This window comes from Candidatus Dependentiae bacterium (genome assembly GCA_018897535.1).
In the GTDB taxonomy this organism is placed as follows: Bacteria; Babelota; Babeliae; order Babelales; family UASB340; genus UASB340.
The window spans coordinates 1-26,333 of record JAHIKO010000010.1; the positions used below are offsets into that span (position 1 = coordinate 1).

Genomic DNA, 26,333 nt, shown 5'->3' on the forward strand with positions numbered 1-26,333 from the left:
ATTTTACAAAAAAAAAGACTCTGTTTTTCAAACGGAAATTTTTGCGCCAATAATTAAAAAAATCGAAAATTTAACAAAACTTTCTTATGACAAATCAGATAAAAATACTAAAGCTGCATTTCATGTTCTATGTGATCATGTTAGATCCAGTTCACTTTTAATCGCCGACGGTTGCTTGCCTTCAAATGAAGGTCGAGGTTATGTTTTGAGAAAAATAATTCGCAGAGCGGCTCTATTTGCGCAAAAACTTTCAGATAACCCAAAATTATTCTCAAGTTTATCCAAAGAATTTATAAGTTATTTTTCTTTAATTTATAAAGAATTAAAAGATAATGAAAAATTAATATTGGCAACGCTTGACGATGAGATTGCAAAATTTAGTGAAAATCTAAAATCCGGAAAAGTTATTCTTGAAAAATATATTGAAGAAAACAAAAAAAATAATAAAAATTATTTGTCCGGAGAACAAGTTTTCAAATTATATGACACTTATGGATTTCCATCCGAGCTAACAAAAGTTATTGCAAATGAACAAGATTTTACACTTGATATGTCAGGCTTTAATGAAGAAATGAAAAAGCAGCAAGAACAATCCGGGAAAAAATCAAAAGATAAAATTATAGTTTTAGATATACCTGAAGATATAAATACAAAATTTTTAGGTTATGAAAAATTAGAACTTGAATCAGAAATAAATTTTATTTTAAAAGAAAAAGATTTTAGCTGGATAATAACTAAAGAATCACCTTTTTACGTTGAATCCGGCGGACAAATAAGTGATAAAGGTTGGTTAAACATAGATAATAAGATTTATGAAATAGAAGAATTTTATAAATCAGTTAATACTCAAAATCCGGCCATTGCTGTAAAAATTAAAAATGCAAATCTAAAACTTGGCGATAAAGTAAAATGCATAGTTGATTATTATTCAAGATCAAATACGGCAAAAAATCATACAGCTACTCACTTATTACAAGCGGCACTCGTACAAATATTGGGTAAACATATTCAACAAGCCGGTTCTCTTGTAAATAGTGATTTTTTTAGATTTGACTATACAAGTAACAATGCAATATCAAAACAAGATGCAGAAAAAATAGAAAATATTGTAAATCAAAAAATACAAGAAAATATAAAATTAAATATTTTTTATACAACTTTACAAGAAGCAAAAAAAGCCGGTGTAACAGCCCTTTTTGGTGAAAAATATAATCCTGAACAAGTTCGAGTTGTTCAGGTACCGGGATTTTCGGCTGAGCTTTGCGGAGGAACGCATGTTAATAGCACCGGAGATATAGGATTATTTAAAATAGAAAGTGATGTAGCATTATCTTCCGGAGTAAGACGTATTACAGGTATAACAGGACCTAAGGCTATAGAAACTTTTCAAAGTAGTTTTGATACAATAAAAACTCTTGTAGAGAAATTTAAAGTTAAACCTGAACAAATTCTTACTGCAATTGAAAAACAAACTGAGAATATGGATAATTTAAATTCACAGATCAAACAGCTTAAAAAACAAATATTAAAAGCCCAAATTCCTGAGTGGCAAAACCAAGTAAAACATGTCGGTAAAATCCCATTTTTGTTTTTAAATCTTCAAGATTTTGATTCAGCTCAATTTAAAGAAATATGTGAATCAATAGAAACAAAAGCTCAGGGTTTTTATTTCATAGTAAACACAAATTTTAAAACACCGGATCAAATTTCTTTCTTCGGATATGTAAGTAAAAATTTTGAAAAACAAATTGATTTAAAATTATTTTCAAAAGATATACTTGCAAAATTTGGTCTTAAAGGTGGCGGCAGCAACACTTTAATTCAAGGCGGCGGCAAACAACCTGAAAATAATATCGAACAAGAAATTATTATGTGGTTGAAAGCTATTTAAGAGTTTTTATATCAAAATTTAACGGTTTTAAATCAAAATTAGCATTATTGGCATTTGCTTTATTATTAACATTTTCAAAAGATAATAATTCAAGTTGCTTATATAAAAAGCTATAAATTCCTATATAAGAAATATATAAATTTTGATTAAAATTTTTTGAACCTTTTTTTTCACGATATTTATTATAAGTATCCTGAGCATATTTATATAAATCCAAAAGCTTATCAAACCCATATTTTCTATTCAAAACCAAAAATTTAACAATATGCTCATATCCATCTTTAATGGCAACTTCTATATCTAAAAATTTAGTTAAAATAATTGGCTCTACTCTCATAGAAAAATCTTGTAAAAATATATTTGCCAAATTCCAATTTTGTTTTTCCAAAGTTCTTTCCAATGGAGACCATGTCTGATTTCCTTTATGCAGAATATTTACACCTAAAGATTTCAATTTTTCTATACAAAATAAAGATTGATCTGGAAATTGTCTGAATTTTATAACCAAAAATTGTAATGGCGTTAAATTTGTAACCGGATCAATAGAATTAATCCTATCAATTAAATTATTGTCACAAACGTAAATAATTCCATCAATATCATTATCATCTGGCCAAGCACAGACATAAATTTCTAAACTGGATGGAGATGGTATCATGGCAAAACTAATGGATGGCATTAAAAACAAAAATATAAATAAAAAAAAATTAAAAAAATTCTTCATAAAATAAACTCTCCCTTAAAAATACTTTTTTTATTTTATTTTTTTATCCTGAACTTCATAGCCCAACTTTAAAAGCTGTCCCCTAATTTCATCTGCTAAAGCCCAATTTTTATCAATTCTTGCCTGTTCTCGTTTTTTAATAAGATCTTCAATCTCAGGCGTAATTTCAAATTTTTCACAAACAGCGTCTAATTTTAAACCAACAACAGCGTTCACGAAAGTTTTAACCAATACTGCCAAATCTTGAGATTCTTTTATCTTAGATAAATTTTCAAATAAAATTCCAAGAAATTTTGGAGTATTAAGATCATCACATAAAGCTGATAGCATTTCTGATAATAAAGAATTTGATTCACAGTCAGAAATTGTAATCTCTTTCAAAATATTTACGTTTTCAAAAACAACTACAAGTTTTTCATATGCCGCTTTTGCAGCATTTAAACTTTGCAAAGTAAACTCTATTGGTGTTCTATAATGATGTTGTAAAAAATAAAAACGTAAAATCATAGGATCAAATTTTTGAAAAACTGTTTTTAGCGTAAAAAAATTACCTAAAGATTTGGACATCTTTTCTTTATTTACATTTATAAATGCATTGTGAATCCAATATTTTGATAATACATTTAAGTTATGAGCTTCAGACTGAGCAACTTCATTTTCATGGTGAGGAAAAATTAAATCCATACCGCCACCATGAATATCTAAAGTTTGCCCTAAATACTTTTGAGCCATTACGGAGCATTCAATATGCCATCCGGGACGGCCATAGCCCCATGGTGATTCCCAAAAAAGCTTTTCGCCATTACCCTTCCAAAGAACAAAATCTGCAGGATGTTTTTTTCGTTCATCAACTTCAATACGAGAACCCAATTTTAAATCTTCAAGCTTTTTTCCTGAAAGTTTTCCATATTTTTCAAACGATAAAACATCAAAATATACATCTGCTCCTAAAACATATGCATGTTTTTTTTCTATTAAACTTGAAATAAATTTAATAATTTCTTGTATGTTTTCTGTAACTTTAGGTTCATATGTAGGTTTTAAATTATTTAATTCCTGCATGTCATTCCAAAAATTTTTTGTGTATTTTTGTGAAATTTGCAAATAATCAAGAATATTACCAGTCTCTTCTTTAGCTTTATTTATAAGCTTGTCGTCTATATCTGTAATATTTCGAACATATGTTACATCATATTGTAAAAATTTTAATAATCTGAATAAAATATCAAAATTAACATAACATCTGCCATGGCCAATATGCGAATCTGCATATGGTGTAACACCGCACACATACATACCTACATTTTTATCTTTTAATGGCACAAATGATTCTTTTTTTCTTGTTAAAGTATTTGTTAATATTAATTTCATAAATTTTACACCCCAAAAATTTATATTTTTTCTTGACTCTGTTCAGCTTGTTTTGAATTAAATTCTAAATATAATTCTTTAGCTTTTGCAACTAAATTATCTTTTTGTTGCCCGGAAATATTTTTAGTCTCAAGATATTTATCTAAAAGCATATCCAAATTCATATCCACATTTAATTCAGTTCTAAGATCTCTTTTTATATTTTTTCGCACAGGAACAATAGATGCAAGACTAATTGCACTTTGACACGCAGCTTGAATCACTTGTAAATCAACATTATCTTTTTTACCGTCCGGCACATGATAAACAATTTTAATTATAGCATCTTGAATATCATGCCGTTTAATATTTTCAACTATTTGCTCGGTATAATCAGAATTATCATTCAATTCAACTTCAATTTGAATCATCGATCTTATCTTAAGTTTTACAAATTCAAAAGAGCATCTTTTATCATCTAGTTTTTCATCTATAAAAACTTTGCAAAAACCCTTTTCTTCTTTTCGTTCACCAAAATCTATTCGTTCTATTGAACCGGAATAAACAACTGCCGGATACCCATGTGAATTTAAATTTTGAAATCTATGCAAATGGCCAAGTGCAACATAATCAAAACAATTTAAAGCTAGTTGTGACGGTAAAAACATAGGATCATTACCAAAAATCGCACATTTTTCAGATCCGGAAAATATTCCGGAAGAAACTGTTAAGTGCCCAGCCAAAATTGCCGGAATATTCTTATCCAATTGTTCCGACAAATTCAAAATTATTTCATATACGGCTTTAGATAAATAGTCCGTAATTTCTTTATAATTTTTTAAATGAAAATTTTTATCGGTTATTAAATTATTTCTTGTTGGCCATGGAATTCCAACTATCTGTATAGGCCCACTTTTTGTTTCAAGTTTTAAAATTCCGGGTTTTGAAAAAACATGTAAACCATTTAATGGTAAATAATCAAGAACATCCAAAGAATTGGATTTTCCAAAACTTAATGGATGATCATGATTTCCAACAACCGAGATGACCGGAATCCCGGCTTCTTGCAATCTAAATAATTCAATCATAAATAGTTTTTGTTGAGTTGGCGTTGGAAATGCCGTTTTATATGCATCGCCACAAAATAAAAAGAAATCTATTTTTTCTTTAATTGCAGCATCAACAATATTTTTAAGACTATCCCTAAAATCTAAAAGACGGGAATGATTTCCCGTCTTAATATCTATTTTGCCGTAATTTTCAACACCTAAATGTATATCGGCAGTATGAAAAAATTTAATCATAAATTCTGTGCGCTCTTAGGCTTCACGGCTCCTACAAAATTAAGTTTAGATCTTTTTTCTTTATGAACTGAACTTGAAACAGAACTTTCAGTTTCTTTTTTATTTTTGTTTTTTAGTTTTTTTGCATATCCAACTTTATTTTCCTGTCTGGCTCTTGCTATTGCCAAACTTTCCTTGGGAACATCTTTTGTAATAGTGGAACCTGCAGCAGTATATGCGTCTTTTTCTATTACAACGGGAGCCACTAAAGTATTATTACTTCCAATAAATACACCATCTTTTATCTCGGTTCTATGTTTATTCACACCATCATAATTACAAGTAATGGTTCCGGCACCAATATTTACATTTTTACCAATTGTAGAATCGCCAAGGTATGTTAAATGTTTTGCACTTGAATCATCTGCAATTTCACTGTTTTTTATTTCTACAAAATTTCCGATATTGACATTATTACCAATCACAACATTATTTCGAAGTCTTGCAAATGGACCAACATGACTGTTTTTACCAATTTTACTATCTTGAACAACAGTATGTGAATGAATATAACTATTATCATCAATCTGGCAGTTATCTATTATGCAAAAAGCATTGATTGTACAATTAGAACCTATTTTTGTGCCCCTAATTATATGAACTCCGGTTCCAATATAAGATCCAATTCCAATTTCAACATCCCAGTCTATATGAATGCTTTGTGCAAGCTCAAAACGAACACCTTGGGTCATCCAATGCTTTATTATTTGAGATCTTTTTATTTGTTCTACAGCCCAAAGCTCTTCTAAAGTATTAACACCACGAACATTATCATAAGGCACAGGAATGGTTTTAACTTTTAATGCTTGATCACTTGCCATTTTTACCAAATCCGTAAGATAGTATTCTTTTTTAATAGAATCCAACTGAATATTATCTATATTGTCTTGTAAAAATTTCTTTTTAAATAAATAAATTCCGCTATTTATCAATGTTACAAATTTTTGTTCATCCGTAAGATTTCGCTCTTCAATTATAGATACATGCTTTCCGTCGCGAATAACTCGGCCATAACCTTCAGGGTTCATAGAATGTGAAGATAAAAATGTTACAACTGCACCGCTGTTATTATGAGAATAAAGAAGTTCTTCAATTATTTCTTCAGTTAACAATGGACCATCACCATTCATAACCAATATATTGTCTTTATCCCATGTTTTTTTAGTTATGCCTACAGCATTTCCGGTACCTAAAAGCTCTTTTTGAGAAATAAAATCAACTTTAAACGCAGAATCTTTAATCAATTTTTTAATCTCATCAGCTTGATAACCAACAACAACTGTTGTAGAAATACCTAAATTTTTTAATAACTTTATCGTGTACAGAATCATTGGCTGGCCACAAACTGAATAAAGTAACTTACTTCTATTTGTCTTAAATCTTGAAGATTTACCTGCCGCAAGCACTATGGCTCTGGTATTAAGTGTTTTCATTCTTCTCCTAACAACAAAAAGTTTTTTTATTTAATAAAATAATTTACTAATCGTCAAGTTTCTATTTGTATCAAAAATACAGTAATTCTCAATCTTTTTCAAAACTTTGATAATGTTATGACTTATTAAAATTTAAATCAATTATTTTTATAAATAAGTTAAAAAGTATTATTAATTTAGGTTTATTTTATGTAGAGCTTTGTAATTTTATTAAAAAAAATATAAATTAAACTTATGTTGTGGAGAGATGGCTGAGTGGTCGAAAGCGGCCGCCTCGAAAGCGGTTGTTCCGGTTAATTCCGGAACCGTGAGTTCGAATCTCACTCTCTCCACCAACCTACGCTCTAACGAGCTACGGCTGGCAGGCCAATACCAAAATAAAAAGTAATATATTAAAAATATTTGAGGGGAGTTTTTAATGAAGCCAAACAAAATAAGAATATCTAAATATATATTTCTAAAACCAATTTTATTTATACTACTTTTAACAACTTGCGGATGCAATTATTTTGGGCTATTTAACAGAATACATAAAGAGATTAAAACATCTGATGGCATAATTATATCCAATACAATAAAAGATGTAGCAAAATATGCGGATCAAAATGATTTAATTGTTTTTGATATAGACTTAACTCTTTTAAAAGAAAATTTAAAAATAGATACAAATGATAATCCAATAAATTCAAGTTTATATAGACTAATGAGCGATTATATAACTGATCACTATTATAACGAAAATATATATCAAATAATCAAAAGTATTAAAGCAAAAAAACCTGAATATGATAACAACGAATTTATAATAAAAGAATTTAAAGAATATTTACGTCCAATAGTTAATGAAAAAATGGTATTACTTTGGAATCTAATTGAACAAAATATAAGCTATATTCCAATGGAAAAAAATATTTCTGATTTTATAAACTCTCTTCACGAAAAAAATATCAAAACAATGGCTTTTACAGCAAGAGAGTGGAAAGTCAGAAAATTTACATCAAATAATTTAAGTGATGCCGGAATAAATTTAAATAAAATATCCATTTATGATAAAACAATAGAAGAAGCCCCGGTAAAAAATCAATACGGCTATGGGTATGAAAACAATATTTTATATTTAATTCGTGGTAAAAATTTTACAAAAGCAACTCAAAAGGGTTCTGTAATAATAAAATTTTTTAACAAAATTAATTATAAACCGGAAAAAGTAATATTTATTGATAATAGATTAGATAATGTACAAGATGTTGTAAGTTCATTAAATCAATTTGGCATTAAAATAATTGGTATTTGGTACAAATTTGGCGGATATGAAGATTTTCCAAAATTAAAACAGCAAGATTTTGATTTTATTGAAAAATATGCAGGAAAAAATTGGTGGCAAATTAAAATTAATACTAAAAAAGCTAAGTACCAAATTTTGGAAAAAATTAATAAAATTAACAGTTAATTTTACTCACCAAACAAAATATTCAATACACGATCTATTTCAGGTTGCTCTGAAATATCTTCACCCAACAGTTGCTCAATTCGTTTTTTAGATTTTTTATCTAGATCGCGCTCTTTTAATATATCTGAAAGTTTTCGCGTCTGGCTTCTGCGCAATATAACAAGCTCAGGGTCTTTGTTAACTTCAGGATTTTCACCAACATCTGACATGCTAAAAATATTACAATAAACTAATATTAAAACTAGAAAAATTTTTAACTTTTTCATCCCCATACCCCTCACCGTAAAATACACCCCTTATAATTTTATTTTTACTCAATTATATTTTTCAAAATATCATTTAAATCAACTTCGTGTTCCTCTTCATCTTTTAAAATCGTCTCTATATCTTTTTTTAATGCTTGATAATTTTCGTTCAATTGGGTTAAAAAATTCTTATAAAATTTTATAGCACAACGCTCACCTTCAATATTTTGTTCTAAAATAATTTTGATATCGCCCAAAGCCGGTGGCGTAGTATAACCGCACCCGGAAATATCCTCTAATTTATAAAAATCTAAAATAGGTATACCGCCTAATTTTAATATATGTTCAGTTAGCATATCGGCATGACGTTTTTCATCAGATGCATGCTGTACCATTTCAACAACTGCTTCTTTGGAAAATTCGCCTTTAACAATTTTTGAGCCAACCCAATATTGATAATAAGCAAGCCACTCGTCAGCTAAAGCTTTATTTAATAATTTTAAAATTTCTTTATCTTTGGCTGAAACAACTTTTGATATAATCGTTTTATTAAAACGTATTTTCTTGAAAAACTTTTTCTTGAAAACAAAAAACAATCCGACTAGAATTGCCATGAATAATAATAAATACTTAATATTACAACAATCTTTCATAAAACTCTCCTTTATCCTTTAGAGTATTATTACTGAATTATCTAAATAAAAAGCAAGTAATTTGAATATTTTAAAATATAAACAGCTACAAAAGCATGCTATTTAATTTTAAAAAACTTATGTTTTCCAACTTTTATAGTCAAACCGGATTTCCAATAAACTTCAGCTTTAAATTCTTTTATTTCTTGATTATCAATTAAAACTGCACCCGATTCAATCAATCTTTTTGCATCTGAAGAACTTGCAACCGCTTTTAACTCTTTTAACAAATCAACTATCCAAACAGGATTTTTAAAATCTTTTTTCAATTGAACTTCTGTTGCTTGTGAATAATCTTTTTTTTGAAAAAGAGCTTCAAATTTTTCTTGGCCAAATTTAGCATCATTTTGTGACCAATATTTAGATAAAATATCATAGGCCATCTGTTTTTTAAGTTTCATAGGATGCACAGAACCGCTCAAAACGTCTTCTTTTATAGTTTTTATTTCTGATTCCGTTTTGTTTAATAATAATAAATAATATTTAAACATTAACTCGTCAGAAACTGACATCAACTTTCCATATGCAATATCCGGAGCTTCCCAAAGTCCTACATAATTTCCAAGACTTTTAGACATTTTTTTAACGCCATCAAGTCCTTCAAGTAAAGGCATTGTCATTATAACTTGAGGCTCTTGACCAACCTGCTCTTGCAAAAAGCGCCCCATTAAAAGATTAAACGTCTGATCTGTTCCGCCAAGTTCAACATCGGCATGCAGTTCAACAGAATCATAGCCCTGCATTAAAGGATAAAAAAGTTCATGCATTCCAATTGGACTATTTTCTGATAATCGCTTAGCAAAATCTTCTCGTTCTATAATTCTTGCAACTGTAACTTTTCCGGCCAACTTTAACACATCATCAAATTTAAATTTGGACAACCATTGAGAGTTATACACAACCGTAGTTTTATTTATATCAAGTATTTTACCAACCTGCTCCAAATAGGTTTTTGCATTTTTTTCAACTTCTTTCTCAGTTAAAGGTGGTCGAGTTTTTGATTTTCCTGAAGGATCTCCAATCAATGCTGTAAAATCACCAATCAAAAATATAGCTTCGTGTCCCAAATCTTGAAATTGTCTTAATTTGTTAAAAACAACAACATGACCCAAATGAAGGTCGGGTGCCGTTGGATCTGCACCAAATTTAATTTTTAATTTTTTACCACTTTGCAATTTCTTTAAAAAATCGGCTTCAGGTAAAATTTGAACTGTTCCAGATTTTAAAACTTCCAAACTTTTTTTTAAATCTTTATTCATTTTAATCTTTCAAAATATTTAAAAAACCAAAATAGTTAAAAAATATTTTACGAAAAAAGTTAATATATGCACCATTCCAAAAAAATAGTTACTAACTACCGGCATAAAAAACACAATTAAAAAAATAAAAAACGAATATTTTTCTAGCCAATAATAAACCCATTCATATTTTATTGGTAATAAAAATTTTATAATTCTACCGCCATCAAATGGAGGCAACGGAATTAAATCCAAAACACCAAAAAATATTGAAAACTCCATGATTGTCTTAAAAATATCTATAAAAGATGTATAAACATATTTTGGCACCAAACTTATTGGGAAATACTTTATGCAATACATAAAAATTAATGCTATCAAAAAACTTAGCGCCGGAACTAAAATCGTCATAAATAAAAGACCAAGTTTATAATATTTAAACTTATTCTCATTAATTGGAACCGGTATAGTAAACCGAGCTCCAACCAAAATAATAACTAAAAAAAGCAATACCAATGGTACATATCCGGAAAGTAGTCCCCCTAGAAAAAAAACTACAAACAATATAGATAAAAAGCCTACTATATCTATATGTACAAATGGATTTAACGATAAAAATCCATTATCGCTCGCCGTAGAATCGCCCAAAATTTTTGCAATCAAGGCTTTAAAAAAACCTCTAAATGTAAAAATTAATAAAAAAGCCGGAAATATTATGGCCAAAACACTAAACAATTCCAAAATCTTATTATCAAACATAATCAAATACCCCTTAAGTTAAATATCTAAAATATTAGATTATTATAATTGCAGGGTCAAATAGTATAATTTTTTATTCGACATATAGAAATTTTATATCTAATATTTTAAAAAATATGAAAATAGAGTTTTAAAAGACAAGGAGAAGCTATGAAGAATAAAAATTTATTTAATTTTATTCAAAAACATATATCTGCAGCCATATTAACGATAACCACATTTTTATTTTATTATCCATCATTAAAATATCCATTTCAATTTGACGATCTTGCAAATATCACAAAAAAATTTGCGATTAGAAACGATAATCCTTTAACTCGTTTTTTTTGCTCCAGATGGATTGTAGATTGGTTAAACAGAATAAACTACGAAATGGATCGATTCAACCCATTTTATTACAGACTATTTAATCTTTTTATACATATAACTGCAGGAATTTTACTTTTTTATTTACTCTTAACTCTTTTAAACAAACTTGAAAAAACATCTTTCTTTTACAAGAATTCAATTTTAATAGCTTTTGCCACATCGGGGCTATTTTTATTACATCCGGTACAAACCCAAACCGTATCTTATATCATTCAGGGAAGACTTGAAGGGCTTGCATCCATGCTTATTCTTGCCAACCTGTTAATTTTAGTTAATGCACTTTTAACAAATAATAAAATTTTAAAGACAGCTCTGTTTATTTTAAGCGCAGTAATTTCGATACTATCATTTGGCTCGAAAGAAATAATAGTTATAACTCCAATTTTACTATTTTTGTGTGATTGGTTTTTTATATCAAAAAGCAACTGGTCAGATTTTAAAACCAGAATATTTTATCATCTTGGATTTGCCGCTTTTTTTTATCTTTTTTATTTTTCAAAGTATATGGATTTTAGTTTTTTCACACGTGCAGTATCATTAAAAATGGTAACAGCAAATAATCGAGGCAATATTTTAACAAACCATGCGCAAGATGTCATAAAACCGTTGGAATTTTTAATTTCAGAATTTAAAGTAATTTTACACTATCTCTGGATATTTATAGTTCCATTTGGAATAAGCGTAGAGTACGACTGGAAGCTAAGTACAGGATTTTTTTCAGCCGATTCATTTTTTCCATTTTTAGTATTATTTGCAATCGTTATTTTTATAATTTATTCAATAATTAATAAAAAAAATAGTTTATTGGTCTTTGGATTATCATGGTTTTTTATAACAATTGCACCAAGAACAACTATAATTCCATCACCGGAACTTTTATGCGACTATAAAACTTATTTGGCATCTATTGGTTGGTTATTTTTACTTGCATCAGCGCTTGTTTATGTTGCCATATTTATCGCAAGTCAAATAAGAAACATAAAGGTTCAATTCTTACAATTTGCCCAAATTGCAGTATTACTAATTTTTTTAATACCGGTAGGAACTGCAACGTATAATAGAAATACAGTATGGAGAACAGCAGAAGAATTTTGGCATGATATAGTAAAAAAAGCACCATTAAAAGCCAGAGGACACAATAATTACGGAGTTGCACTTTCTGAATGCGGCAAAGTTGATAAAGCCATAAAACATTATCAAAAAGCAATATCTTTGGATAGGTATTATTCGGATCCATTAAGTAATATTGCCGTTGCTTATTCAATGAAAAATGAAATAGATAAAGCAATAGAAGCGCTAAATATGGCTTTATTAATTAACCCAAATTATCCTGAAGCATACAATAATATTGGGACACTATATTTGAGTAAAAAAGATTATGTTAAATCTGAAGAATTTTTAAATAAAGCAATAGAACTTCGTCCATATTATGGCAAAGCATACTATAACAAAGGCCGGCTTTACATGGAAAAATCTGATGAACAAACAGCTTGGACATTTTTTAAAAAAGCAACAGAAGGCGATCTTGATACACCCGAAGGGTTTTTCACACTAGGACAATTAAGTATAAGATTGCAAAAATATGAAGATGCTGCATATGCTTTTGAAAAAATAATATCACTTGGCGTAAAAGAACAAGCCGTTCAATTTAACCTTGCAAACTCTTATTACATGTTAAAAAGATTTGATGAAGCTGAAAAGATATATGCAAGTTTGGTATCTGAAAATCCTGTCGATGGAAGATATGCATATAATTTGGCAGAAACTTATTTATCAAAAAAAGAATTTGAAAAAGCTTTAGTTGTATTTCAAAAAGTGTTATCTATGCCAAACGCTCCGGGTCAAGCACATTTACGTGCCGTAGCATGCCTTGAAAGTTTAAACAGAACGGCAGAAGTTGATAAATATCTTGAAGAGTTATTAAAAGCACAAGCACCCGATGATTTTAAGCAAGCTATAAGAAATCAAAAAGCCCAGATTGAATTGCAAAGAACTATAAAATCAGGAAATGGTAGTATTAAAATGGGTGATTTGAAAAATATATTGGCACAAGCAAAACCGAAAGATGAAAAAGAGAATAAAACAAATAAAAAAGCTTAATTTGTTATTTGGAGTATTAATATGAGTACAAAAATCTCATTAACACAAAAAATTTTTACACCAATAATACTTTCAATAATTACTTTTTTATTTTATTTATCAACATTAAAATTTCCTTTTATTTATGACGATATGCCAACGATAATTGAAAATTTTCATATAATAAAAGGAAATTTTTTGCACGGAATATTTTTTGCATATTCAAGGTGGATTTCCAGATTTTTACATTCAGTAATCTATAAATTTTACGGAGAAAATCCAACAGCGTTCAGAATCTTTAATTTAACCTTACACATAACAATTGGAATTATAATTTTTTTCATATTAATAAAACTTTTATCCAACCTAAACCAAGATTCTTTTTTGAAAAAAAATTGTTATTTAATAAGTACTTTTTCAAGTTTATTATTTTTGTTACATCCGGCACAAACTCAAACGGTAACCTATATTACACAAATGAGCCTGGAAGGCCTGGTTTTATTTTTTGTTGTATTAACAGCCATATTGTTTATTTATGCTGCATATCAAAAAAATAAATACCTAAAATATTTTTTATATTTTCTAGCCATTATTAGTGCAATATTTTCTGCCGGTACAAAAGAGATTGTAATTACATTGCCGTTTTTAATTTTATTAATTGATATATCTTTTATTGCCCAGGGTAATTTAAAAAATTTAAAACATAGAATTCCGGTTCATGCATTAATTTTTATATCTGTATTTGGAACACTTTATCAATTGGGTTTTAAACCGGTTCAATTTTCAACACAAATAATTAAAAATCCAATTTCAAATAACAGAGGGAATATTTTAACCGAATCACACGGTCAAAAAATAGAATCCGGCAATTATTTTATTTCTCAATTTAAGGTTTTATTACATTACATGAGAATATATGTAATTCCAAAACCATTGGCCTTTGACTATGGATATGTACTTACAAAAAATATATATCAACCTGATTTCATATACCCGTTTATTGCTATTGTATTAATAATTTTACTTGCATTAATAGCTTTTATAAAAAATCAGGCAAATTTTTTTAGTTTTGGTATAGCTTGGTTTTTTATAGGTGTTCTTCCAAGGGCTTCATTTATTCCATCAACGGAACTTGTTTGTGATTACAAAACATATATTTCAAGTTTCGGAATAATATTTTTACTTGCCGTTATATTATTTTATTTACTCGAAAAAGCAGCCAGTTACATAAAAAATTTTGTAATTTTTGAAAAGCATATTGTACATTACACTTTATTATTTTTTTTAATAATAATTTCCGGTTTTTCAAGTAAATTTCAAAATAAAATTTGGCAAAATGAACTTTCTTATTGGCAACATGCTGTAAAAAATGCACCAAATAAAGCAAATTTATGGAACAATTATGGCGTAGCGCTTTCGGATGCAAAAAGAATTGATGAAGCTATAGAAGTTTACAAAAAAGCTTGTGTTATAGATCCAAATTATGCAGAGCCCATAATCAATCTTGCTTTTCACTATCAGGCAAAAAATCAATATGATCTGGCTATGGAACAATATGCCAAAGCAATAAATATGAGTGAATTCCATCCTGAAATGTATCTTAATTTGGGATCATTACATCTTATTAAAAAAAATTACAAAGAAGCTGAAATCTGTTTTGATCTTGCACTTAAACACAGACCTTATTACAGCCGAGCCCATTTTAATAAAGGCTTTATGTACGAACAACAAAATATGCTTGAGCTTGCTTTTGATTCTTATGAAAAGGCTTTAATTGGAAATTATCAAACATTACAATTTTACTATCAACATGCAAAAATGGCTTTAAAATTAAATAAACTTGATGAGGCCATAAAAAGCTTTGAAACTATAAAAGCACAAGATTCAAACTTTTTAGACACTTTAACGCAACTGGCTAATATTTATTATTTAAAAAGAGATTATAAAAATGCTACAAATAATTTTGAGCTTATTTATAAAAAAGATACAAACAATTTAGTTGCGGCATATAATTTGGCGCAAGCATTGATTAATTTACGTGATTTTAAAACGGCATTGCCATTATTTAAACAATGTGAACATGACGTACAAACCTTTCCATATGCAAAGCTACACATAGCCAAATGTTTAATCGAGACAAATAATAAACAAGAATCTTTAAAAGTTCTTAACGACTTAATTTCAAACCCACCACATTTGGGGGTTAAAAATGATGCTGTTGGGTTGCTCAAAGAAATAGCGGTCTAAAACAAAACACGGTGTTTTGCAGGCACCGTGTTTTGTTGATTTTATCTGTGAATATTTAATTTTTTTTAGAAGCTAATTTTTTGTTTTTTTTCTGGAGTATACCAGAATAGATGTCGCACTTCATTCTAGAATTTTTCTTCTTCTTTATTTTTTAGCTCATTTATCTCTTTAATATATTTATAAACATCTTTATCAGCAATTAATGTATCATAGGATATTTCTTTATATTCACAGGTTGAACCTTTCCATGCTTTATATTCAAATGTTTTTGTCTTACCTGCAAGCCATTTATTATAGGCAGTAATGAAATCATATTCATCATCTTTAATCATTTCTTTAAATGCATCTTTAAACCTGTTGATCTTTGAAATCGCCTTATTTTTAATAGTATCGTTATATGTGTTATATTTTTCTATATCGTTAATCATACTATTGCAAATATCCTCAAAATTAATCTTTTCATAGGTAAAATATTCACTTTGATACGTATTAAAATTTTTGGCATCTTTTTTAGTTTTAATACCCAAAATATTTGTCCAACTAAAGAGATTTTTTTTAGCAACACAAAGATACGACAAACCTCTTTGCACATTTCCTTCAATTTCATCCGCTAATTGTGGATTATAATAATTTTTTAAAAAAGCCCCTAAAATTGGCAATAAGACAAAAGCTATACCCTTTTTTGAAACAATTTTACAATTTTTTGTATCAATAGATCTTGCCAATATTTTAAAAATTACTGAAATATCAGCATAGGAAAGACCACTAAACTCTTTTCTTAAAAATTCAGCCATATTTTTTAAACTATAATTCATACCTTCAAAAACATCAATTTTTGTTTCTTGATCAATAACTTTAGAACTCAAAATACCATAACCGTTAAAAACATTCGCTCCATAAGAGACATATGAAATTTTTGATTGCAAAGGAAATGTAAGTTTATCTACAATAGAAAATGTAGAATCCATCAAAAATAAAACATTTTTAAGCCAAATTAAAAACGTTTGTAATTTAATCCCTTTAAGATTCAGTGCCGGAGTTATATCAATATCATCTGAAAACTCTGATACAACATTTTTATTCTTAAATAAACTATAAATATCGTACGCCAATATACCTCTAGATGTAATATCAGGCTTTAAAAGACAATCAATGGCATCGAGTACTAAATAACTTTTCCAAGCTATATTAAAGCCTTTTTGATTTTCACCTCTATAAAATTTATCTGAATATACTGCAGCAAAGAATCTTGCTACATCGGCTCCAATAAGTCCCAAATCAATATAATCAGCAACACTTAATCCTTGCGAATCATAACTTGATTTTTGTAATGCAAAAGCAGATTGGCTTGTAAATAGAATAAACATCATTGTAGTTAAAATTTTTTTTACACTTTTCATAAATATCCTATTTAATAAAATAAAAAATTAATTTTTCACAAAAATAAGAATATTTTTAATCAAAATAAATCTAATAGTCAAATTATAAATATGAATTAATGTATTTTGAGTTAAATTTATAACTTTTGATTTAACAAAATTTTTTAAAATTGACCAACAAACAAATTATCGTTAATATGTTTTCTTTATAATGCTTAACCTTTATATTTCTTCTTTTTTATATTTAGTACGCAACTCATTCAATATTTGATTATTAATTTTTACAAAAAAACGCCTTACCTCAATATCCTCAACCAATCTTCTATTAAACGCACCACCATCCAAATATTCTTTTACCGAATTTAGAGCAGCAAATGCTTTTGTTGCAATAAGTTTATCTTCTTTTTTGACCTTATCGGGATGTATTTTGAGTGTGAGATATTTTATCTTTTTATTAATAATTTCTTTACTTGAATCATCCGGTAAGTTAAGTATAAGTCTATAGACATCCAATAATGTTAACAATCGCGCTTGTTTAATTAAAGAGTCATTTTCATTTGATGTATTATATGTTTTTTTATTATCATAATTATTATTAAATTTATTTTTATTAAAAAAGTATTTCCAATAAGATGCCGTACTTAAAACAAAAATGACACTTTCCATAAAAGCTGCAACTAAATTAACATTATAAGATTCAACATCTACACATCTTGATAACGTATTAATAAACGAACCTGTAAATGCCAACATTTTTTCATCTTGCCTTTCTTTTTCAGAAAGTTCAGCAAGAAAAAAAAACATATCTGTAACAAGTAGCAATTTTTTGATAACTTTAATCATATCCTTTTTATTTTGAGATATATCTTTTTTTAAATCTTCTCTTTTTTCTAAACTATCTTTATCATTTTGATTCAAATTATTTATTTCTCTATCAAACTGATCTATTAGAAAAAAGATGCTGTTATTTAATAAAATTCCAATTTCCAATAGTGAACCATGGGTTAATCTAACACCAGATACAACTGAATCTAAAAAGAGATAAAACATTTTTGTTTTTTTAAAGCTCGCCTTTTTTGTTTCATTTTCATCTGCAAATTCAATATAATTTGCCAGGTAAAATCTTGCCAGAGAAATTGCAAAAAGACCAAGAGCAACCGAAATTTTTACATTTCTTTGATCCAACGAAATATTGGTTTTAATTTCTCGTGTCGGAAATAAACCCAAAATAAGTAATAAAATCAATGATTTAAATAGCTTCATAAAAACTTTTCATTAAAAACTTAGATTCTGTGTAATTTTATTTAGTTTATTGAATATTTCAATAAAATCATAATTTGACTAATAAGCCACTTTTGTTAACTTATATCTTTATTTTGAGGGGTTTTTAAATAGGAAAACATCATATGCATTTTTTGCATTTTAGCAGAAAAAAATTAGCATTATTTTTATTTTTTATCTTTTTTGCAACAAGTTTTTGTTTGATAAATGCACAAAACGAATATTCAGACGAAATAAAAAATGTTGAATCTGAAATAAAGGGCATGAGTGCATTTATTTCAGCATTTCAAAAAAACTACAATGATTTAACAAAAGGTATAGAAGAAGAATATAAAAGCTATAAAGAAGATAATTCTGAATCAATTTTTTCAAAATTAAATAATTTTAGAAGTAAACAATTAGGTGAATTCAGTATTTATGAATTTAAAATAGAATTACACAAAATTGTTGATTTTTTAGCAGAATTGGCGGGAAATACTAAAGAAGCAAAACTTACAGAAAGAGAAATTGAACAGGTAACATTCTTCAGACCACTAAAAATAGGTCTTTATGGTGATGACATAATAAGATTATTTTTTATTATTGCAGATATTATAAACGATAGATTATTTTTTAAAGAATTTAACAACATATATGCAGATTTGGAAATAAAACAAATCGTTGAGAATAATGATCAAATATGTGAATTAATAGATGAAACTGAAATAGATGATACAAAAAAATTAAAAAAAAATTTAACCCAATATTTTGAAAAAAGTAAAAAAATTAAGCTATTAACAATGCTAAAGCAAAATCCAATGGCAATAGTTAGATATTTTTCATTTGCCGAAGCAATAAGATTAATAAAAGACAAAATTTATCACGATAGATATGTAAATTACGATGATTTGTTGCATCCCGATTTTAAAAATTTCAATATTAATCTTTTTAGAAATCCAATAATAGCATTTATCTTTAAAGAACCAATACAAGTCTCTTCTTTAGTTGAATTCTTTATAAATAGACCATCATTTAGAAATCAAGGGTTGTTAATCGAAGCAAAAAGCATGTTAAATATTGTCGCATTTTTATATCAAATAACAAAGCCTGAAAAAACTACTACTCCAAAAGCATTTGATGCCATATCAGACGTTTTGGGCACATACTATTTTACATTCGCAAAAGAACTATTTCTCTTTAATTCCGTGATAAAAAATTTTGATAGATTTTATACCGAAAAAAAAGTTGAATATATTGGTAATAATATATATGAATTTATCAATTTAATAGGTGAATATAATAAATTATCAAAATTATACCCACAAAAAACTAAGCAAAATTATCAGCTTTTTATTGATGTGGAAAATAAGATAAAAAGCTTTTTTTCCAATGCACATAAAATATCTTTTTATAGTTGGTTAAAAACAAAAAATTCTGTTTATTATGCAAAAGATCAGCAAATAAATTTTTTAATAATGTTACCGGCATATATTTTATTGATAAAAAATATATATGATACGTACAAATTATACTTTGGAGACAATTATGCAACATAAAATATCAAAGCTATTAATCACCATTATTTTTTTAAACTTTTTCACACCACCAACTCAGTCTATGAACATTGGAAATATACCAATGAGTGAAAATGATAAAAAGAAAGTTGAAGACCTTAGTGATTTTTTCAAAACTATTGGAAAACTTTTTGGTGTTGGAAAAAAAGATGATGACGATTCAGAATCAGACGAAAAGCCAAGCGTTCTGGGTGAACTTTTAACAAAACATCAAGATAAAATTGAAAAAATAGGTAAAGGTTTTGCAGATTTTGGAGAAAAAATAGCCAAAGATATAGATAACACAATAGAAGAAAATACAAAAAGCTTAAATGAGCAAATAACAGAAGTAGACAAGAAAATACGTGAAGCACAATATGGGAACTCAAAAGAAAAGCCGTACTTAAAAATAGAAGTTAAAGATGGTTACTGGAAATATCGTACTGAGTTTATGGAAAGCCATGAAGTAATAGAATCTTATATTAAAAGTTTGCAAGAAGAAAAAGAACGGCTTTTAGCTTCATATAAAGTCAGAGAAGAAAATTTAAAAAAACTAGTTGATAATGTTCAGAATTTAACTTTTGGCAATATGAACAAACTTATAGGCGGTGGAATAGACCATCTTTACACAAAAGGTGAAAAAGAAAAAGATCGTAAAGCAGAAACCGTAAAATATATTTTAGGCATAAGAACTGCAATAAAAAACTTAACTTCAAAAGAAACTTTAACAAGAGGTGGAACATTTTTAGCCGCAACAACCGCCGCAATGATAGCAGCATATTATGGCGGAAAAATTGGCTTTAATTATTTAGATTCAAAAATTGGCATGCCTACACTTGTCAGAGAATCCAGCAGATTGGGATTAAAAAAATCTATTGCAAACGCAGTTTTTAAAAAACAGCCAACTGAATTTAATTTAAATAATGTAATTTTGGAGCCAAAAACCAAAGCCGTTTTAGACGCTTTTGCCATGGAAGTAAAAAATAATTATGAAAACGATCTTCCATTTAGCAACATCCTATTTTATGGCTTACCAGGTACAGGTAAAACAATGGCTGCAAAAAGTGCGTCCAACGCATGTGGAATAGATTATGCCATAATGTCAGGTGCTGATTTTTCACAATTTGCAGATGGTAAAGCCGTTGTTGAATTACACAAACTTTTTGACTGGGCCCAAAATAGCAAAAAAGGTCTTTTAGTTTTTATAGATGAAGCAGATTCTTTTTTAAGAGATCGCAGAACAATGGCCAATGCCCAGACAAACTTATTAAATGCCTTTTTATCAAGAACCGGTACAAGTAGCAAAAAGATTATATTTGTCTTTGCAACAAACTATGAAAATGAACTTGATCCGGCAGTTTTAAGCAGAATAAATAAAAAAATTCAATTTAATCTTCCCAGCTTGGAAGAAAGAATTAAAATTTTAAATCTATATTTTGAAAAATATATAATAAACGACAAAAGAAAAATTTTGATAGATAAAAAAAGAATTGATATGTCTATAGAAATTCCAAAAGAAATTAATCCTGAATTTATAGTTGAGCTGGCAAAATTAATAGATGGTTTTTCAGGTCGTGAAATAGAGCAGTTGATATCTGAATTTAGAACTTGTGCTTACAATTTAGGCAACGGTGTTTTAACTTTAGAAGTAGTCAATAATGCAATTGAACAAAAAATATCAGAGCATAAACATGATATGGAAATAGCAAGAAAACAACGCGAAAGATTTGAACAAAATTTGGGGTTCGACAACAAATAAGCTGCTGCTATAATAAAAAAAGTAAATATGGACTGGATCCCGGACCTGTCCGCCGGCTTGTCCGTCGTAGCTTTATGCGACGGCAGGAAGCTTTATGCGAAGGCTGGATCGGTGGCCGGGATGGCACCCCCAAAAAAATTTATTTCGAAAGAATTAGTTCGATGGATAAACATTACGAACATATAAAATTTGAACGTGAAGCCCAAGAACTTTGGGATAAAGAACAAGTTTATAAATTTGATGAAGATTCTAAAAAGCCAACATTTAGCATAGACACTCCGCCTCCAACAGTGTCGGGAACTCTACATACAGGGCATATCTTTTCTTACACCCACACAGATATAATTGCCAGATACAAAAGACTTCTTGGCTTTAACATCTTTTATCCAATGGGTTTTGACGATAACGGATTACCTACGGAAAGATTTGTAGAAAAACAGCATGGCATAAAAGGCCACATGATGAAACGTTCGGAATTTATAAAACTTTGTTTATCCGAAACTGCAAAAGTAGAAAAAGAATTTGAAAATCTTTGGAAAAAGATGGGACTTTCCATCGATTGGACAAAAATATATTCAACCATCGAAGATAAAGTAAGAAAGATATCTCAATATTCTTTTATAGATTTATATAATAAAGGCTTTATTTACCGCAAAGAAGAACCAAGTTTGTATTGCACAACCTGCAGAACAACTGTAGCACAAGCAGAAATGGATGATGCTGAAATTTCCAGCACATTTAACGATATTGAATTCGAAACAGCCAACGGCGAAAAGTTAATAATTGCAACAACAAGACCTGAACTTTTACCCGCATGTGTAGCGCTATTTTTTAATCCGCAAGATACAAGATACAAAAAATTACTTAACAAAAAAGCAATTGTACCTGTATTTGGGCATGAAGTGCCAATTTTGCAAGATGACAAAGTTGATATGCAAAAAGGTACCGGCCTTGTAATGTGTTGTACATTCGGAGATCAAACAGATATTTATTGGTACAAAACGCATAAATTACCATTTATTCAAGCTATCGGCTTTGACGGTATCTGGACAGAAAAAACAGGACCTCTTTCAGGATTAAAAGTTCAAGATGCTCGTAAAAAAGTTCTAGAACTACTTCAAGTTTCCGGCAAACTCTTAGCTCAAAAGAAGATAGTTCACAACGTTGGCGTTCATGAACGTTGCAAACAAGAGATAGAATATTTAATTTTAAAACAATGGTTTGTAAAAATTTTAGATCACAAAAAAGAATTTTTAGCCCTTGCCGACAAAATTGAATGGAAACCTGAGTTCATGAAAGCCAGATATAAAGACTGGGTAGAAAATCTTAACTGGGATTGGTGTATTTCAAGACAAAGATTTTATGGAATACCATTTCCGGTCTGGCATTGCCAAGATTGCGGTCACGTAATTTTAGCAGATGAAAAAGATTTACCGATAGATCCGCAAGAAACAAATTTTAAAGAAAAATGTCCAAACTGTTCAAGCGCAAATATTAAAGGTGATACCGATATAATGGACACATGGAATACATCTTCGATAACACCACAAATTAATACAAACTGGCCCCAGCCTTCGCACAAGGCTTCCGACTTCGCCGAGGCTACGACGGACAAGACGGCTGGCAGGCCAGCCACCAACAATTTAAATATACCTATGTCCATGAGACCTCAAGCTCATGATATAATTAGAACTTGGGCTTTTTATACAATAGTTAAATCTTACTATCATAACAATGATATTCCTTGGAAAGAGATTGTAATTTCAGGGCATGTTCTTTCAGGAAAAGAAAAAATTTCAAAATCCAAAGGCAACAGTAACGTCCCCGGCCCTGAAAAGTTACTTGAAACTTATCCGGCTGATGTAATTAGATATTGGTCGGCAAATGGCAAATTGGGAACCGATACGGCATTTAGTGAAAACCAATTGAAAATTGGCCAGAGATTGATTACAAAACTTTGGAATGCATTTAGATTTTTCAAAGATCATCTCGCGTCTTATGAAAAATTTAACACTTCAGAATTAAAATTAGATAACTTATCCAAATGGGTTTTGCAAAACTTTGCAACTACGGTTAAAAGTTATAAGTTTTATTTTGATCAATATAACTACACACAAGCGCTTGAAGAAGTTGAAAAATTCTTTTGGAATAATTTTTGCGATAACTATTTAGAACTTATAAAAGATCAAATTTTTAATCCAAGTAATTATGATGAAAAAAGTTTGCAAAATACAAAATTTGTTTTATATGAAGTCGGTTTTGGACTTTTAGAACTATTTTCACCATTCTTACCTCATATCACAGAAACACTTTATCAAAGTATTTATAAATCGCATGAAAAAATAAACAGTTTAAGTAATATTACATTTGATTTTTCAAGATTTAATTTTGAATTTAAAAAAGATGCCGATTTATTTAATAAATTAATAGAATTAATATCACAAGTAAGAAAATTTAAGACTGAAAATCAGTTATCACTTAAAACAGAACTGGAAAGTTTAAATATAAATTCAAAAGATAAAGAGTTACTTGAACTTATAAAAAGAGAAGATGTTCTTTTAAAAGGAATTACTAAGGCTAAAGAAATTATTTTTAGTAATAATGCTTTTGAAAAATCCGGTTTAAACAAAATTGATGAAAAAGTTTATATAGAAATTAATTTAGACTAACAAAAAAGCCCGATAGATTATCGGGCTTTTTATTTTATATTCTTTTAGAATCTTACGCTAAATCCACCATGAGCATCAAGTTCTCTTTGAATATTTTGACCGGCAAAAGTAAACGCTCCGCCGCCAACAAGTTCAAACCATTCATTAATTTGAATTCTAACTTCGCCACGAAGTTTGTGTGCAATACTTTCCGTATTCTTTTCGGCAAGTCCACTATTAATTGTTGCAGCCAAAGAGGTACCGTCGGTTTTATCTCCGTACCATGGAGTAATTGTTCTATCTTTAAAATGAATATTATCTTTTGTTTTATAATAAAATTCGTAACCTACAGTTGCAGAAATGTCATTTGTTTTTGGATGGAATAACGTTGAATCCAAACGTAAAACAAAATATGTCCAATCAACATCGGCATCAACTCTTGGACCCATATTTTTAATTTGTGCTCCTTCAAATGCTGCGCAACGTTTTTCATTGCCTTCAAGAACAAAAGATACATATGTATCTAATTTTAAGTTCATCCAATCCAAAGGTTTCCAAGCGCCCATTCCGCCAAGTTTTATTTCGAAATGTTCACCATTTCCAAGATGAGCTTTGTAAGGATTTTCAGTATAATCATCACCACTTCCGGTTGGAAATCTAACTCCAACCATAAGTTCTGCTATCCATTCATCTGAAAAAATGTGTTCGTAAAAGAGATCTAAGTCTATGTCACCAAGCCCGGTACGAGTTTGAGTTTCAAATTCGTAATCACCTTTATTTAATAACCATTCATAAGGATCTTCATCATAAAGTGCAACGGCATTATCAATTGCATCTGCAATTGTCTTAGCTCCGGGAACCAAATTACCATTATTATAGCCCAAAACCAACCAACTTTTTTCCAGTTCTTCAGGCATTAAAGTAGGATATCCTGCATCCATCCAGCTGCTATAATCAACATTTGTTATTGTGTCATTATCGTTGCTAAAAAAAGCTATATTTGGCGCATTCATAATTTCTGTTGCCGGAACTGCAGCCAGCGGGGCGGAAAAATTGTTAGTAATTTGACGAGATTTTAAACTATCTGCAGCTTTTTTTACATCATCACCGGCATCAAAAGCCCAATTATAACGTTTATCAACAGATAGCGGTGAAGTTCCGCTTCCAGCTCTGGCTCCATAACCGCCATTAGCTCCGGAAGCAATATCATTACCAATTGCAATACCTGCAGCATTTGCGGCAACATAACCCCAAAGAGCGTCTGTAAAATTAGGTTCATTTGGAACGGTTTTGCCTGATTCGTTAAAAATTACACCGGCAACTGGTTTTATTGTAGATAAAAATTGCCCTTCATTTGTATTGAAATCTTTTGCAATTTCAACACCAAAAACTTTTACAGATTGATTTGCAAATTGCAACGCAGGATTTCTGGATGGATCCTGAAATAATTTTGATATAAAATTTATATTATAAGCTTTAGCATATACATCTACAGAATTCTCATATTTTGGACCAGCAACAAAATTACCAACTTTTGTAACACGCGTAAGAATATAATCTTGGGTTGGATCATCAACTTGTGATGTAATATCTTCTCGTTCCATTTCAATGGATCTGAATGGAATATTCATTCGAAGTCCAATTCTACCCCTATTTTTATAAACAGGATATTCAAGACGAGCACCAAGATTCATTCCCCATTCATAATAGGTAGCTCTGGGTTTTATAGTCATTAAATCCATAAACGGATTATAAAATTCACCTGCAGGATTAACCTGAGAATTTGGAAATATTTGATTTAATGGAAAATCAGCTTTATTAAAAATTAAAGCAGTTAAAGGTTGAGTATCGGTTCCATGCTTTAAAAATGCTTTATGAGCTTCGCGTCTATGTGCAAGCGCATAAATATCCAAA

Annotated in this window: 18 protein-coding genes and 1 tRNA gene; 8 read left to right on the plus strand and 11 right to left on the minus strand. The window is 29.0% G+C overall.

Going from position 1 to position 26,333, the window contains the following annotated elements:
* The coding region (alaS, locus tag KKE07_00540; protein MBU4269350.1) for an alanine--tRNA ligase at nucleotides 1–1,891 on the plus strand (1,891 nt) is incomplete at its 5' end.
* Here the strand turns inward: alaS and KKE07_00545 are convergent.
* Genes KKE07_00545 through glmU form a run of 4 tightly spaced genes read right to left on the minus strand, consistent with a single transcriptional unit; the run spans nucleotide 1,884 to nucleotide 6,741 of the window.
* The gene (locus tag KKE07_00545) at nucleotides 1,884–2,615 is read right to left on the minus strand and encodes a hypothetical protein (GenBank protein ID MBU4269351.1); all 732 of its coding nucleotides are present in this window, start codon (nucleotides 2,613–2,615) and stop codon (nucleotides 1,884–1,886) included. The genes alaS and KKE07_00545 overlap by 8 nt on opposite strands.
* Before the next feature lie 30 nt (nucleotides 2,616–2,645).
* Nucleotides 2,646–3,986, minus strand: a complete 1,341-nt coding sequence (cysS, locus tag KKE07_00550) for a cysteine--tRNA ligase (protein ID MBU4269352.1) — start codon at nucleotides 3,984–3,986, stop codon at nucleotides 2,646–2,648.
* Between the two features lie 20 nt (nucleotides 3,987–4,006).
* The gene (locus KKE07_00555; GenBank protein ID MBU4269353.1) at nucleotides 4,007–5,269 is read right to left on the minus strand and encodes an exonuclease SbcCD subunit D; all 1,263 of its coding nucleotides are present in this window, start codon (nucleotides 5,267–5,269) and stop codon (nucleotides 4,007–4,009) included.
* Nucleotides 5,266–6,741, minus strand: a complete 1,476-nt coding sequence (gene glmU / locus KKE07_00560) for a bifunctional UDP-N-acetylglucosamine diphosphorylase/glucosamine-1-phosphate N-acetyltransferase GlmU (protein ID MBU4269354.1) — start codon at nucleotides 6,739–6,741, stop codon at nucleotides 5,266–5,268. Before glmU ends, KKE07_00555 begins: the two co-directional genes overlap by 4 nt.
* A 241-nt stretch (nucleotides 6,742–6,982) precedes the next feature.
* Here glmU and KKE07_00565 point away from each other — a divergent pair.
* Nucleotides 6,983–7,076, plus strand: a tRNA-Ser gene (locus KKE07_00565).
* A gap of 83 nt (nucleotides 7,077–7,159) precedes the next feature.
* On the plus strand, nucleotides 7,160–8,191 hold the full coding sequence (locus KKE07_00570; protein MBU4269355.1) for a DUF2608 domain-containing protein: 1,032 nt from the start codon (nucleotides 7,160–7,162) through the stop codon (nucleotides 8,189–8,191).
* A gap of 2 nt (nucleotides 8,192–8,193) precedes the next feature.
* Here KKE07_00570 and KKE07_00575 read toward each other — a convergent pair whose 3' ends face one another.
* The 4 genes from KKE07_00575 to KKE07_00590 all read right to left on the minus strand — a co-directional run bounded on the left by KKE07_00575 (nucleotide 8,194) and on the right by KKE07_00590 (nucleotide 11,125).
* Entirely contained in the window at nucleotides 8,194–8,457 is a 264-nt protein-coding gene (locus tag KKE07_00575; GenBank protein MBU4269356.1) for a hypothetical protein, read from the minus strand.
* A 44-nt stretch (nucleotides 8,458–8,501) separates the two neighbouring features.
* A complete protein-coding gene (locus tag KKE07_00580) occupies nucleotides 8,502–9,089 on the minus strand; it encodes a ferritin (protein ID MBU4269357.1) in 588 nt (195 codons plus the stop codon).
* A gap of 98 nt (nucleotides 9,090–9,187) precedes the next feature.
* On the minus strand, nucleotides 9,188–10,387 hold the full coding sequence (locus tag KKE07_00585) for a tyrosine--tRNA ligase (protein MBU4269358.1): 1,200 nt from the start codon (nucleotides 10,385–10,387) through the stop codon (nucleotides 9,188–9,190).
* A gap of 18 nt (nucleotides 10,388–10,405) precedes the next feature.
* Nucleotides 10,406–11,125, minus strand: a complete 720-nt coding sequence (locus KKE07_00590) for a site-2 protease family protein (GenBank protein ID MBU4269359.1) — start codon at nucleotides 11,123–11,125, stop codon at nucleotides 10,406–10,408.
* A 150-nt stretch (nucleotides 11,126–11,275) separates the two neighbouring features.
* Here KKE07_00590 and KKE07_00595 point away from each other — a divergent pair, with 150 nt between their 5' ends.
* Entirely contained in the window at nucleotides 11,276–13,594 is a 2,319-nt protein-coding gene (locus KKE07_00595) for a tetratricopeptide repeat protein (protein MBU4269360.1), read from the plus strand.
* A 21-nt stretch (nucleotides 13,595–13,615) separates the two neighbouring features.
* Nucleotides 13,616–15,820 (plus strand): tetratricopeptide repeat protein, encoded by a 2,205-nt coding sequence (locus KKE07_00600; GenBank protein MBU4269361.1) that lies wholly within the window; start codon nucleotides 13,616–13,618, stop codon nucleotides 15,818–15,820.
* 125 nt (nucleotides 15,821–15,945) lie between these two features.
* Here the strand turns inward: KKE07_00600 and KKE07_00605 are convergent, their stop codons facing one another.
* Together KKE07_00605 and KKE07_00610 are read right to left on the minus strand one after the other, a co-directional pair.
* Nucleotides 15,946–17,220 carry a hypothetical protein gene (locus tag KKE07_00605; GenBank protein MBU4269362.1) on the minus strand — a complete coding sequence of 425 codons (1,275 nt, stop codon included), beginning with the start codon at nucleotides 17,218–17,220 and terminating at the stop codon, nucleotides 15,946–15,948.
* A gap of 201 nt (nucleotides 17,221–17,421) precedes the next feature.
* Nucleotides 17,422–18,462, minus strand: coding sequence for a J domain-containing protein (locus KKE07_00610; protein MBU4269363.1), 1,041 nt, complete (start codon nucleotides 18,460–18,462; stop codon nucleotides 17,422–17,424).
* A 143-nt stretch (nucleotides 18,463–18,605) separates the two neighbouring features.
* Between KKE07_00610 and KKE07_00615 the strand changes: the two genes are divergently transcribed.
* The 3 genes from KKE07_00615 to KKE07_00625 all read left to right on the plus strand — a co-directional run bounded on the left by KKE07_00615 (nucleotide 18,606) and on the right by KKE07_00625 (nucleotide 24,440).
* On the plus strand, nucleotides 18,606–20,015 hold the full coding sequence (locus KKE07_00615) for a hypothetical protein (GenBank protein MBU4269364.1): 1,410 nt from the start codon (nucleotides 18,606–18,608) through the stop codon (nucleotides 20,013–20,015).
* A complete protein-coding gene (locus tag KKE07_00620; protein ID MBU4269365.1) occupies nucleotides 20,005–21,771 on the plus strand; it encodes an AAA family ATPase in 1,767 nt (588 codons plus the stop codon). The genes KKE07_00615 and KKE07_00620 overlap by 11 nt, the downstream gene beginning before the upstream one ends.
* 161 nt (nucleotides 21,772–21,932) lie before the next feature.
* Nucleotides 21,933–24,440, plus strand: a complete 2,508-nt coding sequence (locus KKE07_00625; protein MBU4269366.1) for a valine--tRNA ligase — start codon at nucleotides 21,933–21,935, stop codon at nucleotides 24,438–24,440.
* Between the two features lie 44 nt (nucleotides 24,441–24,484).
* Here KKE07_00625 and KKE07_00630 read toward each other — a convergent pair.
* On the minus strand, nucleotides 24,485–26,333 hold a 1,849-nt coding region (locus KKE07_00630), incomplete at its 5' end, for a hypothetical protein (protein ID MBU4269367.1).

What these genes read in the sequence shown, in the direction of transcription:
- KKE07_00610 (MBU4269363.1), bottom strand. Translation starts at nt 18,462, where the DNA reads ATGAAGCTATTTAAATCATTGATTTTATTACTTATTTTGGGTTTATTT.
- KKE07_00600 (MBU4269361.1), top strand. Translation starts at nt 13,616, where the DNA reads ATGAGTACAAAAATCTCATTAACACAAAAAATTTTTACACCAATAATA.
- glmU (MBU4269354.1), bottom strand. Translation starts at nt 6,741, where the DNA reads ATGAAAACACTTAATACCAGAGCCATAGTGCTTGCGGCAGGTAAATCT.
- KKE07_00625 (MBU4269366.1), top strand. Translation starts at nt 21,933, where the DNA reads ATGGATAAACATTACGAACATATAAAATTTGAACGTGAAGCCCAAGAA.
- KKE07_00545 (MBU4269351.1), bottom strand. Translation starts at nt 2,615, where the DNA reads ATGAAGAATTTTTTTAATTTTTTTTTATTTATATTTTTGTTTTTAATG.
- KKE07_00555 (MBU4269353.1), bottom strand. Translation starts at nt 5,269, where the DNA reads ATGATTAAATTTTTTCATACTGCCGATATACATTTAGGTGTTGAAAAT.
- KKE07_00620 (MBU4269365.1), top strand. Translation starts at nt 20,005, where the DNA reads ATGCAACATAAAATATCAAAGCTATTAATCACCATTATTTTTTTAAAC.
- KKE07_00595 (MBU4269360.1), top strand. Translation starts at nt 11,276, where the DNA reads ATGAAGAATAAAAATTTATTTAATTTTATTCAAAAACATATATCTGCA.
- KKE07_00605 (MBU4269362.1), bottom strand. Translation starts at nt 17,220, where the DNA reads ATGAAAAGTGTAAAAAAAATTTTAACTACAATGATGTTTATTCTATTT.
- KKE07_00590 (MBU4269359.1), bottom strand. Translation starts at nt 11,125, where the DNA reads ATGTTTGATAATAAGATTTTGGAATTGTTTAGTGTTTTGGCCATAATA.
- KKE07_00615 (MBU4269364.1), top strand. Translation starts at nt 18,606, where the DNA reads ATGCATTTTTTGCATTTTAGCAGAAAAAAATTAGCATTATTTTTATTT.
- cysS (MBU4269352.1), bottom strand. Translation starts at nt 3,986, where the DNA reads ATGAAATTAATATTAACAAATACTTTAACAAGAAAAAAAGAATCATTT.
- KKE07_00570 (MBU4269355.1), top strand. Translation starts at nt 7,160, where the DNA reads ATGAAGCCAAACAAAATAAGAATATCTAAATATATATTTCTAAAACCA.
- KKE07_00575 (MBU4269356.1), bottom strand. Translation starts at nt 8,457, where the DNA reads ATGAAAAAGTTAAAAATTTTTCTAGTTTTAATATTAGTTTATTGTAAT.
- KKE07_00585 (MBU4269358.1), bottom strand. Translation starts at nt 10,387, where the DNA reads ATGAATAAAGATTTAAAAAAAAGTTTGGAAGTTTTAAAATCTGGAACA.
- KKE07_00580 (MBU4269357.1), bottom strand. Translation starts at nt 9,089, where the DNA reads ATGAAAGATTGTTGTAATATTAAGTATTTATTATTATTCATGGCAATT.